The 12687-nt window shown below is 65.5% G+C and carries 14 protein-coding genes and 3 pseudogenes; 9 read left to right on the top strand and 8 right to left on the bottom strand.

All coding sequences use genetic code 11. The annotated features are described in order from the left end of the window. The 6 genes and pseudogenes from FF36_RS19115 to FF36_RS19135 form a co-directional block, all read left to right on the top strand. A partial coding sequence (locus FF36_RS19115; protein ID WP_044886489.1) for a hypothetical protein occupies window positions 1-381 on the top strand: 381 nt, incomplete at its 5' end. Window positions 382-813: 432 nt separating this feature from the next. Then, entirely contained in the window at window positions 814-1518 is a 705-nt protein-coding gene (locus FF36_RS34970) for an Imm52 family immunity protein (protein WP_128423338.1), read from the top strand. Between the two features lie 546 nt (window positions 1519-2064). Next, window positions 2065-2342: pseudogene (locus FF36_RS40930) on the top strand (hypothetical protein); the annotation flags it as partial. A gap of 1 nt (window position 2343) precedes the next feature. Then, window positions 2344-3075: pseudogene (locus tag FF36_RS40935) on the top strand (polymorphic toxin-type HINT domain-containing protein); the annotation flags it as partial. A 29-nt stretch (window positions 3076-3104) separates the two neighbouring features. After that, complete coding sequence (locus FF36_RS19130) at window positions 3105-3560, top strand: hypothetical protein (RefSeq protein WP_044886492.1); 456 nt, start codon at window positions 3105-3107, stop codon at window positions 3558-3560. 760 nt (window positions 3561-4320) lie between these two features. Then, complete coding sequence (locus FF36_RS19135; protein WP_044886493.1) at window positions 4321-4581, top strand: DUF7660 family protein; 261 nt, start codon at window positions 4321-4323, stop codon at window positions 4579-4581. 150 nt (window positions 4582-4731) lie between these two features. On the opposite strand, the gene FF36_RS19140 is transcribed toward FF36_RS19135, so the two are convergent. The 3 genes from FF36_RS19140 to FF36_RS36005 form a co-directional block, all read right to left on the bottom strand. Beyond that, entirely contained in the window at window positions 4732-5610 is an 879-nt protein-coding gene (locus FF36_RS19140) for an ABC transporter substrate-binding protein (RefSeq protein WP_052681222.1), read from the bottom strand. Window positions 5611-5716: 106 nt separating this feature from the next. Continuing rightward, complete coding sequence (locus FF36_RS38405) at window positions 5717-5902, bottom strand: hypothetical protein (RefSeq protein WP_236706178.1); 186 nt, start codon at window positions 5900-5902, stop codon at window positions 5717-5719. Between the two features lie 677 nt (window positions 5903-6579). Beyond that, window positions 6580-6909: a TetR/AcrR family transcriptional regulator gene (locus FF36_RS36005; RefSeq protein WP_052681223.1), complete on the bottom strand. Its 330-nt coding sequence runs from the start codon at window positions 6907-6909 to the stop codon at window positions 6580-6582. Between the two features lie 43 nt (window positions 6910-6952). Here FF36_RS36005 and FF36_RS19155 point away from each other — a divergent pair, with 43 nt between their 5' ends. Beyond that, window positions 6953-7198, top strand: a complete 246-nt coding sequence (locus FF36_RS19155) for a HepT-like ribonuclease domain-containing protein (RefSeq protein ID WP_044886494.1) — start codon at window positions 6953-6955, stop codon at window positions 7196-7198. A 164-nt stretch (window positions 7199-7362) separates the two neighbouring features. Here FF36_RS19155 and FF36_RS19160 read toward each other — a convergent pair whose 3' ends face one another. Both FF36_RS19160 and FF36_RS38410 read right to left on the bottom strand, forming a co-directional pair. Then, a complete protein-coding gene (locus FF36_RS19160) occupies window positions 7363-8241 on the bottom strand; it encodes a ZIP family metal transporter (protein ID WP_044886495.1) in 879 nt (292 codons plus the stop codon). A gap of 181 nt (window positions 8242-8422) precedes the next feature. Continuing rightward, a pseudogene (locus FF36_RS38410) lies at window positions 8423-8679 on the bottom strand (IS6 family transposase); the annotation flags it as partial. A gap of 296 nt (window positions 8680-8975) precedes the next feature. On the opposite strand from FF36_RS38410, the gene FF36_RS19165 reads away from it, so the two are divergent. Then, the gene (locus FF36_RS19165) at window positions 8976-9812 is read left to right on the top strand and encodes a hypothetical protein (protein ID WP_242422635.1); all 837 of its coding nucleotides are present in this window, start codon (window positions 8976-8978) and stop codon (window positions 9810-9812) included. A gap of 179 nt (window positions 9813-9991) precedes the next feature. Here FF36_RS19165 and FF36_RS19170 read toward each other — a convergent pair whose 3' ends face one another. Together FF36_RS19170 and FF36_RS19175 are read right to left on the bottom strand one after the other, a co-directional pair. Next, complete coding sequence (locus FF36_RS19170) at window positions 9992-10381, bottom strand: hypothetical protein (protein WP_044886497.1); 390 nt, start codon at window positions 10379-10381, stop codon at window positions 9992-9994. A 7-nt stretch (window positions 10382-10388) separates the two neighbouring features. Further along, window positions 10389-10583 (bottom strand): helix-turn-helix domain-containing protein, encoded by a 195-nt coding sequence (locus tag FF36_RS19175; RefSeq protein ID WP_044886498.1) that lies wholly within the window; start codon window positions 10581-10583, stop codon window positions 10389-10391. A 681-nt stretch (window positions 10584-11264) separates the two neighbouring features. On the opposite strand from FF36_RS19175, the gene FF36_RS19185 reads away from it, so the two are divergent. Further along, the gene (locus FF36_RS19185) at window positions 11265-11861 is read left to right on the top strand and encodes a TetR/AcrR family transcriptional regulator (RefSeq protein WP_052681224.1); all 597 of its coding nucleotides are present in this window, start codon (window positions 11265-11267) and stop codon (window positions 11859-11861) included. Between the two features lie 10 nt (window positions 11862-11871). On the opposite strand, the gene FF36_RS19190 is transcribed toward FF36_RS19185, so the two are convergent. Next, complete coding sequence (locus FF36_RS19190) at window positions 11872-12642, bottom strand: enoyl-CoA hydratase-related protein (protein WP_044886500.1); 771 nt, start codon at window positions 12640-12642, stop codon at window positions 11872-11874. Window positions 12643-12687 lie beyond the last annotated feature (45 nt).

Below are 12687 nucleotides of genomic sequence, written 5' to 3' on the forward strand. Positions count from 1 at the left end.
GACCAGACCCAGACCGTCTACAACCTCACCGTCGACACCCTCCACACCTACTACGTCCTCGCCGGCACCACACCAGTCCTCGTCCACAACAGCGGTGCCTGTTTTGAGACACGAATGGAACGTGCTGGTGATCTCGCCGAGAATTATGTCGAAGGGCAGAAAACTCGCGATCCCTCGTCACAGTGGTATCACGAGTTCCTGAGTGACGATGAACTGCTGGATGCAATCAATGAAGCGCCCGAGGGGGACGGAATTCTTGTCTCGCGTGGCGGTAAAATCCTCGGCGGTCATCACCGCTGGGACGAACTCCTCACGAGAATCGCTGACGGGCGTATCGACCCGAATACGGAAATCCGCATCGATGTTCTTAATGGGGGGTAATAAACAATGCCTATGATCCGCCCGGCTGATCCCGACTTTCGGGTGTGCCAGATCAGCTTTGAAGTCCTGCTTGGTATCCAATTGGAGGCAGAGCGCCGGGGATGGGCGACCCGGTGGACATCGGTGGACGCGCTACGTGCACAGGTGAAAGACGACACGGTATTTCTTCAGTCGCTAATGAGGGAGGAGCGTTCCGGGGTCGTTCGGTCCTACCGGTGCCTCGTGCTATTCCGAACCCCAAGTGGTGCGGAAAGCGGCGCAATTACAACGATCGATCTCGCCCCGGAGACGCTCGCATCGCTGGACCGGCTGGATGTGGATGTGGTCACTTGTGGAGTATTTATGAAGATCTTTTCCATGGCGTTGGGGGGAATTTCGCAAATATCCAAGGAGTAGCGGAGGAGGTATCCCACAACAATCTGGGCCATCTGTATGAATGCGGACCGCTGCTATATCGGGGCCTATTGGGGAGGGCGCGTCGAGTCGGCTGGCGAATGCGCTGTACGGCTGGCCGGCTGTCTGGGCCAGCTCGGCGCCGCCCACCCGGCTTTGGCGACATGGTTCCGCAAGGGCAGGACCAAGGCCGCAGCCTCCGGCAACCCGGTGTCGACCAGCGTCGACTCGCTGGAATCGATGCTGAAGGCTGGCCGGAATCGCACCGACTTCGGTGGTCATGTCATCCCCGAGCTCGGGTTCAGAGTCTCACTGTGGAACAAGAGCCCCGAGCCCGCTTCCTTCAGCGCCCACTGCGGCGCCAATCCGGAAACGAATTCTATTAAGAACAGCTTTCTGCTGAAACTGCCTGAGCCATCGGAGTCCACGGCCGGCTTGTACGATCCACACACTGCACGAGGCCTTTTCCGGGCCGTGGTCGAGGCGTGGCGTCCAGAGTGGGCGACGTTCACGAGCCATTCGATGCGGGAAGCTCATGAAAACCCTCCAGGGCAGCTGGTAGGAGGCTGGCTCACATACCTCTCGGGAACCCCTGGCACATTGGCGACCAGGGATTCCCGGCTCTCGTTCGAACGGTTCGCGGGCGGGGATCTCATTATCACCGGAACCAGCCCTCTACACGTGTCGGAGGCACAGCTCTCTGCGGTCAACACGCTTCTCGCTGCCCTGGAGCCGGACACCTGACGGCACCTCATGTACCGTCTTCCAACCTTCGACCGGTGACCGGTGACCGGACCAGTGAGTATGAACCGAATCTCATCGGAGCGATTACCGCGGCGGCGGTGTACTTGTATGCGGGTCAGTTCCTGGCCAGGGACCGCGACCGCGACCGCGCTGGCCGAGCTTGTCGGGATCCCCTGGCGGCGGGCACCGTGGGTGCGATGACTGCCCGCGCTGCCGCCGGCCTGGACGGCTTCCTCGGCACGGTCCGTGGCCTGCTCGCGGGCGCCGAGGTGGTCGGGGGTGGCGGTGCCGCGGCTCCGCGGACGAACTCGGTGGTCTCGCGGCCGACCCCTGCGGCCGCGGGGCGAAGTCCGCTCCGGTGCCGCTGATCCACGGCACGTTCTACAACGGCTACTCCGACGTGGTCCTGCCTCCCGCGATTCGCTCGAACGACCTCACCCGATCTCCTCGGGCACCGTTCCGCTCACCACCGGCGGCAACAGCTTCGACCTAGACCGCCAGCAAGCAGTACTCGTCCGGACCTGTGCCCGCCGCTGCGCTGCATCGGTGACCCCAGCCTGGCCCCGAACATTACTGGCCTCTCCGCCGGCGCCGCCCGCGGCCGGCAACAACCCGGCCAACAATCCGGCCGACGACCCGGGCACCCTGGCGGCCCAGCCCACCTGCGCCGCCAGCCCCGCCACCCCCCTCACCGGCGAGGTCGCCGGCTACACCGGCACCCCGATCTGCGGACCGGGCGACGACGACTGCGATCTCCCCGGCAGCCAGCCCGCCTCCTGCGATACCCCGAACAGTTTTGACGGTGCCACCGAGGTCCTCCTGGCNGATGGCACCCGCAAGCGCATTGAGGAGGTGAAGGTCGGTGACCGGGTCCTGGCCACCGACCCGACGACCGGGCGTACCGAGGTTCACACCGTCACCGCGGTCATCGTCGGCCATGGCCTGAAGCATCTTGTCGATGTCACCGTGGCCACGGCGGATGGTCCACGAACCCTCACTGCGACCGATCATCATCCGTTCTGGGATGATGCCCACCACGGCTGGGTCGACGCCGACCAGCTCACCTCCGCCGACCGGCTGCGCACTCCCACCGGCGCCGACGTCCCTGTCACCGCCACCCACGACCGCGACCAGACCCAGACCGTCTACAACCTCACCGTCGACACCCTCCACACCTACTACGTCCTCGCCGGCACCACACCAGTCCTCGTCCACAACAGCGGCGGAAACGCCTCAATCGATGACAACCGACTGGCCCACGTCGAGTACCGGCACGGTCCGGGAGCTCGCGATCTAGCCATACGAGACGGCAGCCCCAACCTGCCTGGAGAGTTCAACGAGGATTTCATCTGGAACAGCGAGGATCAGCAGGTTCTCGGCGAAAATCTCCGGCGAGGCGTCGACAACTCGCCCGAGCTACCTAATCCCAACGGTCCTGGCCACCTACACCAGTATAACTTTGGACGCACGATTGGTATCAACGGTGCTGGAAACGAGACCAACGTTGCAGAAATCGTTGTGCGTGACGGAAGAATATGGACCGCTTATCCGAAATAGCGATCAAGCGTCCAGAAAGGGTTCCTTTTGTGACGCAGCGCATCTTCACCTGGACCAAGGTAATACATGGCTGGGCATCTTTTGAGCTGGCGAGCGAGGGTGTCGCTGCATATCGCACGACAGTCGGTGACTCGACGGACGTGTTCAGGGTACTTCTCGTCTCCATACTGGGAGTCCTGAACGGCGAGGAGCGCCAGGAGTGTTCCTTTGACAACGAGCCTGGCGAGATCCGGCTGGTTCTCGAATCGAGCCAACCTCTTCTGAACATACGAATAGAGAGGCACGATGAATGGGGTAAAGGCGCAGGCAAAGTTCAGTGGTCAGCCAGGAATATCGACGCCAGAGCGTTTGCGGCCGACGTCTTGATGTCCACTGTCGACCTGATGGAGAAGGCAGGGGTCAAACATTTTCAAGAGCTTTGGCCGGCCTACCCTTACCCGCAGGCCGAGGTCGACCAGGTTAAGCGAGTACTGGCCGTCTCCTGACGGGGGCCTGCGACTGTAAGGGCGTGTCTCACGTGGGCTGTCGGGATCTTGCCGGATGATGTGAAGCGCGAACGACCGCCCTGAAAGATCAAGAACGGACTGGGGAAAAGTGCAAAACCAGGGTCACTTGACGGACGAGGATTTTCGGGCGCTCGAGGACTTCGCCGAGCGTATCCGCGGAGAACTTCGGCTTGCCGGTCTACCGATCATTCACAAGGAAGGCGAAATAGTGGCCGGAGTCGAGGTTGCGAGCTCTTCGACGAGTTCAACTCCTTCCCAGAATCTCCTTGGAGCGGCGGATGAGCCACGCATTTCCACGCCTGGCGAAGTGGCAGATCGTCACCGCGGTCGTGATCGGCCACATGCCATACGGACTTAGGGCCCGAGTACCCTCCGGAGAGATCGGAGTCGTCGACCGGGTACTGATCAGCGATCTACCCATCGGTCTCTCCGAGTGGCCTGTTCTGGGCGATCAACTGACTTTGGTCTCGGGTGGTATACCTCAGGTGGACAGTTGCGCCTCAGCGCCCGTACCTCCGACCTCGAGCTCGCAAGGACTCGATCCAGACACAAACCTGGGTAAGCGGAGGCTCCATGCGACGAGATCTGGGGAACCACTGAGCGAAGCGGCTGGTATTACAGTCTCAGTGACCGCAGCGGCACCCCGGGCCGGATCGAGACCTGAAGAGCCCCAACGAAGGGGGAAGTTCGACCCGGGAGAGGTCGGGACCTCGACCAAGGTTCGAGAGGGAGGCGGTGTATGGAGGACCGAGCGATAGTTCGGCCGGAAGACGTACACGGGCGGGCGGGTCTTGTCAGCTACCTGGAACACCTCGTCGCCGAAATTGAGACAGGGAAGATCGTGACGGAGAATCCCAGGACTCACATGTACATCGAGGCGGCATCAGCTTGGACCGACGGCCTGGATCTATGGCTCGAAGGTAAGGGCATCGGCCTATCTGAAAATCCGACCTGGCAGATAGTTGCCATGATATTCACCGCCGCCGTCTACTGCGAATAGCACGTCTGCCATTGACTCCCTGCGTAGGCCCGAGAGCGTTCCGTGTCGTGAGGTCGCGGGTGGCGGTGTCGCGGGTGGACACGGTGTGGCGGGGGGCGGGCCGGGGTCGTGGAAGCGGGGCCGGTCGGCGTGGACTCCCGGCCCCGTCACCTATGCGGGATTCTCGGCGTCGACGATCCTGGTCGCCTGTGCGTCGGTCAGGTTGTAGTGCAGGAAGTCGCGGAGGAAGGTCCTGGTCTCCTGAAGGATGTTCAGCCCGGAGAACTCCGCGGAATGCAGCGTCTTCGCCGCCCACCGGATCTGGAGGGCCTCCTCGATGCCGTACCGGTCCCAGTGCCAGCCGCCGGTCGGATTGATGTAGGCGCGGTTGTTGCGGACCGCCGGCTGGTTCTTCCAGAACGGATCCGTGGTCAGTTTCGCCAGCGTCTGCTGGCCGGTGTCGTTGCCGGTGAACGCACTGCTGGCGAGGATGATCACATCTGGATTCCAGCTGGCGACGGCCTCGGTGGTCGTCGGCCGGACGGTGCCCTTCACCTCGGCGGCGGTGCGGCCGTCGGCGGCGGTGCTCCACTCGTCGATGATGCTGTCGGTGCCGTCGACGACCAGCGGGTTCAACGAGTAGATGTGCAGCACCTTGGGCCGCTGCTCGGTCGGGATCGTCGAGCTCGTCGCGCGGATCTGGGCGAGCTTCGCGTCGAGATAGGCGTTGTAGCGCTGCGCCTGAGTCCTGGCCGCGGGCCCCAGCACGTCGGCGGTCGTGCTGACGACCTTCTTCAGCCCGTCGAACGTCTGGAAGGCCAGTTGGAGCGTGGGAACACCCACACTCGTCGTCTTCGCCTGAGTCTGGGTGCCCGTGTTGTTGAACAGCACGTCGGGATGTGTGTTCAGGAGTTCCTCGGTGTTCGCCGTCGTCGACGTGAACACCGTCTTCGCCTGACGCAGCGCCGGGTCGATCGTGTAGAGCCACGGCGCCGAGGACGGCGTCAGCACGGTCGCGACGATTTTGCTGCCACCGCCGAGTATCTGCACGACCTCGTTGAGCAGCCGTAGCCAAGGCCATGGCCTGGATCGTGGCGACACTGCGCGCCGCGTGACGCTCGGAGGTCACACGACAAGCTGCGGGGGTGGGTGAACGTCAGCCATAGCTGGGATCGAGCGGGGTGGTGGGGTGCGCGGCCACGGCGTCGAGCGTGGGATCGGCGAGGACCGCGTCGATCGCGGCGTGGCTGGCACCGAGGTAGGTGGCGTAGCCGTCGATCTCGGTGGCGACGAGCCAGGTCCGATCGTAGGGCCACCACAGACTCGCGCACCTCCACTCCACCGGTAGCCGGCAGCACCGGGGCGGCGCTCACCGGCCCGGTGAGCAGGTGGTACGCCCGGTGCGTGGTCCGCACGCGCACCGGCCGGTCCTCCCAGGCTCGCGTCTCAGGGAGGCCGAAACCCTCCCAGAGGCAGAAGTACGCCTGGTCCGGCGTATGGGTGAAGCTGGACAGGACCCTCGCGAGAGTCTCCGTCTCCCGCGCGTCCAGGCCTCCATCGGAGGGCCGCCCCCAGCGGTCGGAACCGGCGACGAGGTCGTCGAACCGGGTCTCGGCGGTCAGCGCCACGCCTCGGCATGCGGCGATCTCGGACCATCGGTGTCGCCGTCCCTCATCCTCACGGTCGTACGTCGGCGGCAGCACCCTGGCATAGGCCGAGAAGACGGGCGGCACCATCGCCGCTACCGTCGCGGCTGACGTGGTGGCGGTCAGAGCAGCCGCTGCCCACGCCGCCGGACTGACGTCGGACAGCAGCGACATCCCCGGCGCCCAGGCGACCGGCTCCCCTATGTCCATCACTCCACTCTGTCAGGCAATCCCCACTCCGCGCTGCGGGTCGCCGAGCTCGCGTACACCCTGCGCCTGCCCCTGCGCGATCAGGTCGTGCATCAGCCCGAAGGGCGCGGCGGCGGCCGCGGTGAGCCGGTCGGCGCCCTCGCGGTGCTTGCCGGTGTGAACATCAGTTCCAGCAGCGCGGCGTCCTCGGTGGCGAACCGCGGTCGGCCGCAGCTATGGCGTGCAGGCGCGGCCGGAACTCCTGCCCCGCGGCGGCGGATGCTGCGCATAGTTCGTCGTCCAGCCGGGCGAACCCGGCCTCGGCGAGGGCGTCCAGCAGGGCCTGACGGTCCGGGAAGTGCCGGCGGGGCGTGGAATGGCTGGGTCCGCCTCGGCTCGCTTTTACACCCTTGCGCCGGGTCGGCGTCTGGGCTGGGACATCGAGCAGCTCGCCGATGACCTCGCCGATCTGTTTGGCCGGCCCGTCGATCTGGTCTCCGTCCGCGGGCTCCACCCGTTGCTACGCTCGTCGGTCCTGGCTGAAGCACGGCCCGTGGATGCGGCGTGACGTCCTCCTGCTCGGCGAGATGATCGAGGCAGCCGATCAGGCGCAGAGACTCACCGAGGGGATCACCATCGGCGATCTGGAGGCGGACCGCCAGCGCCGCGACGCACTCCTGTGGAACTTCACCGTGCTCGGCGAGGCCGCCAGCCAGCTCTCCGACGAGGGCTGGAGCGCAGCGGCCTGGACATCTGTGATGACCGGCGCGCGGTCGCGGCCAAGGATGCCGGAATCACAGTGATCGACCCGCGCGACTGATCACGCCGCCGGTCGTCGGAACGCGCGGCCGTCGGCGTTGGTGGTACAGACATCCGCCCTCGGTTCACACCGCGTGACCTGAGCGGCCACACGCCACGCCGCATCCGCGACGAGAGACCACGCGGCGATCGCTGGGGCTGTAGTGCTCTAGGCGCCGCCGGCGGTGACGACGGCGTCGGTGATGAATCCGGCGGCGAGGCCGGCCAGGACTCCGAGATAGAGCAGCTCACGGCGGCCAGCGCGGGACGCGATGCCGATGAGCTGGATGACGACGTAGAGGATGGAACCGGCGGCGAGGGACAGGAAGATCACGCTGAGCGGGTCGCTGGTGAACTGGCGGCCGATCGCGGTGCCGATGAGAGTGGGTCCGCCGCCGATGAGCCCGGTAAGCAGGAGGAATCCCCAACTTGGCCGGTCGGCGTCGGCGGCGAGCGGGGCGACGATCCCGAATCCTTCGGTGGCGTTGTGCAACGCGAAGCCGATCACGAGGAGGGTCGCCAACGTGATCTCGCCGCGGCCGGCACTGCCTCCGATGGCCAGTCCTTCGCCGAAGTTGTGCAGGCCGATCCCGACCGCGATGGTCAGCGCGAGCCGCCGGGCGGCTGACAGGCCCGTGGTAGTGGGTGGCTGAAGTGCGGCGAGTTCGTCGGCGGCCATTGCCCCGGGCCCGAAGCGCGCCCCGGCGCCCGGCTCCGGCTGTGGCGGGGTGGGCCGGCGCATGAGGACGCGTTCGTAGCCGAGGAGGCTGAGCAGCCCGACGGACAGGCCGCCGAGGAACAGCGCGCCGTAGCCGAAGACGGGGCCGAGGCCGCCGCTGTGGTCGTGGACCTTGCTCAACGCGGCGTCGAGAGGTTCCCAGGCATGCGCGAGCACATCCCACACGAGGAAGATCAGGATGCCGATGGCGGTCGCGTTCAGGAACTGCCGCACTCCTGGCATCGGGCGACGTAGCCGCCCCACGGGAAGCCCGATCAGGATCGTGACCCCCGCGATGAACCCCAGTACCAGCGTCCGTGTCTCGCTCACGTTGCCTCCCCGTCAAACCAGCCGAATCCGGTTGAGCTTAGGTAAGGCTTAACTATGAAGCAAGGAGAAGGTTGGGAGTGTTTCGGCCGTCCTGGGTCGAGTGATGATGTGACCACGCTGCCGAGGTTGGCGGGAGGACGGTGCGAAGGCTGGGCCGCCGCGACGGCGAACGCCTCGTCGTCCTGTCCCCGGGATGATGCCTGCACGGCCCGGGCCGCCTCGGCCAGCAGGGGGGTGCAGCGCTGCACCCGCCGGTACCTGGTCACCTGATCGCCCTCGGGGCCACGCTCGGCGAGCAGACCTTCGATGTCCCGGTACGACAATGGGTACCGGAGGCATCAGCGAACCGCCAGAATGATCACCTCTGCCGGGAGCCGGGAGCCGGGACTCGGCGAACTCCGATACCAGCACCGGCGGCGTGACCGCACCTCGACCCATCACCTGATCAGGTCCCACCGTCGGCACGAAAGTCCGGCCCCGACCGGATGCAACAGAGCCGGCCTGGTTAACCGCCCTGATGCCGACGCGGAGAGGATCGCGGTGAGCGGCAGGTCGTTTCCTCGCGGAGGGGCCTTGGATGTCCGTCGGTGGTGCTCCCGCCCCTTCCTCCCTCGCCCGGAGGAGGGATATTCCCCCTGCGGGGGAGGTTTCGCTCCTGTGACGCCACCTAACCTCCGGAGTGACGGTCGTCATAGGTGCGATGACTCCGGCCAAGGAGGCTCTCGTTGGGACGCATGCCGCAGGACGTGATGTCGCACGAGCTCAATCTGCTCTGGCAGTCGATCTTCACCTGGGTGAGCTGGGCCATCGCGCTCGCGATGATCCTGATCGCGATCTACTTATGGCGCAAGGAGCGGACGCCGTTCTATCTCTGCGCGGTGCTCGCGGCGGGCGTCGCGGCGTTCGCCGAGCCACTGTACGATGTTGCCTTCGACCTGTGGTTCTTCAACGCGGACAGTTCCGGTACCCCTGGTGCGATGTGGTCGCACTTCAGTGCCTTCGGTGTTGTGCAGCCCAACTGGACGCACAGTGGCTACATCATCCTGTACGCCGCCGTCGCACTATATGCGGGGCGGAAGATGTACGAAGGCCGTCTGACCCGCAAGGGACTGTTCGCAATCTGGGGTCTGGAGATTCTCACCTCGTGCGCCTTCGAGGCGATCGGTACCGGCGTCGACGTCTACACCTATTACGGCCCCTACGAGTTGCGGATCTGGCACTACCCAGCCGTGATCGGCGTGCTCGAGGGCACCCAGACAGTCCTGTTCACGGTTCTGGCCGTGCAGATCTGGCAGCGCGTCTCCCGTCCTTGGGGCCTGACCTCGCTGTTCGCTGCCTTCCCAATGACGATGTTCGGAGCGAATTTCGGCATCGGCAGCCCCATCATCATCGCGTTGCACCTGGACGGTGCGGACTTCTCCCGCGGGCTCGTGTGGGCAGCGACCTTTCTCACGATGGCCCTCTGTGTCCTGGCCATCCACGGCGCATCGAAGTTCCTTCCTCGGCCCCGCACGGTCGTCGAGCCCGCTGGCCTGCCCGTCCCGTCGAGCGACGACGCACTACTGGTGTGACTGCGCCCCCCCGGTTGGTCGAGTCGCCCGAGTGGACTGGTTCGCCGGCCAGGTTCCTGCCTCACGCGGCGGACCCCGGCCGGGAACTCCTGCGAGATGGCCCCTTTGGTAGAAGCCTGCCGGTCGCCGCGCCATCCACGAAGAAACGCAGGTCACCCACAAGCTTCCGCATGACTTCTTCATGGCCGGCACCGAAGAGCAGATCCATGGTAGGCGCGTAGCAGACGAAGAATCCTGGCGGGAACGCCGATACCAAGGCGGTCCGGCAGTCCCGCGCCACCCTCGCGCCCGACGAAGAAGACCTCGATGCCCGTGTCGGCGGTCAGCCGGGCGTGCCGGGCCATTTCCTTGCCGCGCTCCCAGGTGAGGGCCCGGCGTAGGCGGCCGGGCAGCGTGGCCGGCGACAGCGTGATCGCGTCCCGGACGGTTTCGGCACCGCGGCCGGCCGGCGGCGGGCCGTTGGGCACCCGGGACCCACGGCCGTAGCCGCCCAGGCACGGCAGATGCGGCAAGATCGTGATCCGGGTGGAGCGCCAAACCAGGGTGCCGATCGCGGGGGCCTGGTCCACCCGATGATCAGATCTCCTTCCCGGTCCCGCCACGAGCGCCAGCGTTACGTCGCAGCTCCCGGGAGACCGTCGACGGCGACCCCTCCAGACGCCGCGCGATCTCCCTGACGCTGTCCCCGCCGGCGTGGCCGAGGGCGACCTCATCCCGCTCGGCGAACGACAGATACCGAGGCGAGTACGCGGAGAAGCCCGGAGGAGGCATTCCGCCACCATGCCGGAATCACCGGGTCCCGACCGTCGGCGACACACCGGCATCGACGCCGGTGTCCTCGCTGGCCAGCCCACGAGCGATCGCGTCCCGGAATCGGTGGCGATGCTTTCGTCCCGCCACCGGCGGCCGTCCCGGCGCCCGCATACCCCGCCGGACCTGTCGCCGCCGCCGTCCAACCCGGCCGTCGCCCCACTCCCACACCTCCAGATCGAGGTGTTGCGACGACCAGTTGAACGCGCCCAACACGCATCCGGCACTTACCATCGAACCCCAAAAAGCGCAGCGTACGACCCTTCGTCGGCGCCACCGGAGTGTGCTGGGATAATGTCGCCGCCGAGTCCTTTTCCGGCACATTCAAAAAGTAATTCGCCCACCGGGAAACTTACCCTATCCGCCGCGCCGCCCGTAGCGTGACCGTCGAGTACATCGTAGCCGTCTTCCGCTGGCGGCGACTCCACTCCACCCTCGACTACCACACCCCGGAACACATCGAGAGCCTCTATCGGGCGGGCGAGGCATCAATGTTCAGGGGTGGCGCGGGGCTGATATAGTCCACTGAAGTCATGTCCGTGAAACGGGTGACAGTGCACGTTCACATCGCGGTCCCGGGTGCCCCGGGCAAGATCTCGGAATGCAGCATTATCGGGCTGTGGCACGGTAGTGAGGAGAAGCGTGAGAGTCGCAGGTTCCAACAAGGCCGATACCTGGAGCCGCCTCAAGGCGGCGGGGATCGATCTTCTGTTCAAGCATGGGTACGAGGCCATGAACACCCGCCAGCTCGCGGAGGCGGCCGGCCTGAAGCCCGGCTCGATCTACTACTACTTCAAGAGCAAGGAAGAGTTTCTCCATCGGCTGTTGATCGATCTGCTCCAGGAGGTGGTCGCCGACCTGGAGGGCGGGCTGGAAGACGTGGGCGACGTCGAACAGCGTCTGGAGACGTACGTACGCATCCTCGTCAGGTGGCACGTCGATCGCCGTGAGGAGACGTTCATCGCCTCGATTGAGATTCGCTCGCTTTCTGGGCAGCGCCACGAGAGATACATGCTGCTCAGGCGTCGTTTCGACGCCCTTCTCGCCGAGATCCTGCAGCAGGGAATCGACGAGGAACGCTTCGCCGTGCCCAACGAGCCGGTCCTGAGGAACGCCATCCTGTCGATGATCACTGGGATCTGCGGGTGGTACGATCCGGCCGGCCCGCTTGGGCTTTCCTCCATTTCCGATGAGTTTGTGAGACTGACGCGTAACATGGTCGGGCTGCCGAGCAGGTGACCCGCTCGATTCACTCGGTGTAACGAGCCGCGCGCTGTTCGAGCGTGGCACGACGGGCTTCGAGTGAGTCGGGGTGCCTGGACAGCTCTCGTGTCAGACCTTGCTCGAAAATGTATCCCTCCTGCAGGTCCATGGTCTCGATGCCGGTCAACGAGCGCTTCGCCATGCGGATCGAGGCGCTGCTGTGGCGTACGATGCGACGTGCCTGCTCATGGGCCCTTTTGATTAGTTCTGTCGGTGGGACCACGGCGACGATGCCACCGAGTTCCGCCAGGCGACCGGCCTCGATCGGGTCGCCGGTGAGGTACATCCAGCGGACGATCGGCTCAGGCACCAGGCGGGCGAGATGGCGTGCTCCTCCCATGATTCCAACGCCTACTTCCGGCGTCCCGAATCTGGCGTTCTCCGCGGCGATGACGAAGTCACAGGACGCGGCTATCGCCAGCCCGGTCCCCAGCGCTACGCCGTGGACCGCGCCGATCACCGGAACGGGGCACTCCTGGATCGCGAAGAACGCCGCGCGCACCTCTGCCATCCGTTCGTCCGAGTTATCCGGCGTGAGAGTGCCGAACTCGTGCAGATCGTTGCCCGCGCAGAAGTGCCTACCTTCGCCGGCCAGCACAATGGCCTTCACCCCCGGAAGATGCCGGTCCGGTCGTGAGAAGAGGTCCTCGAGTTCGCGGTACATCGCCTGGGAGACGGAATTGACTGGCGGGCGGGCCAGCCACACGGTGCTGAGCGGGCCTTCGGACTCGAGACGGAGAAACTCGAATGTGCTCATGCAGGACTGCTCCTTACTTCCCGGCACGTGGCTGTGGGGGAGATT

Source organism: Frankia torreyi (assembly GCF_000948395.1).
Taxonomy (GTDB): Bacteria; Actinomycetota; Actinomycetes; order Frankiales; family Frankiaceae; genus Frankia; species Frankia torreyi.

What these genes read in the sequence shown, in the direction of transcription:
- FF36_RS19175 (WP_044886498.1), bottom strand. Translation starts at nt 10,583, where the DNA reads ATGCCTCCTCCGGGCTTCTCCGCGTACTCGCCTCGGTATCTGTCGTTC.
- FF36_RS19190 (WP_044886500.1), bottom strand. Translation starts at nt 12,642, where the DNA reads ATGAGCACATTCGAGTTTCTCCGTCTCGAGTCCGAAGGCCCGCTCAGC.
- FF36_RS19135 (WP_044886493.1), top strand. Translation starts at nt 4,321, where the DNA reads ATGGAGGACCGAGCGATAGTTCGGCCGGAAGACGTACACGGGCGGGCG.
- FF36_RS34970 (WP_128423338.1), top strand. Translation starts at nt 814, where the DNA reads ATGAATGCGGACCGCTGCTATATCGGGGCCTATTGGGGAGGGCGCGTC.
- FF36_RS19165 (WP_242422635.1), top strand. Translation starts at nt 8,976, where the DNA reads ATGCCGCAGGACGTGATGTCGCACGAGCTCAATCTGCTCTGGCAGTCG.
- FF36_RS19155 (WP_044886494.1), top strand. Translation starts at nt 6,953, where the DNA reads ATGCGGCGTGACGTCCTCCTGCTCGGCGAGATGATCGAGGCAGCCGAT.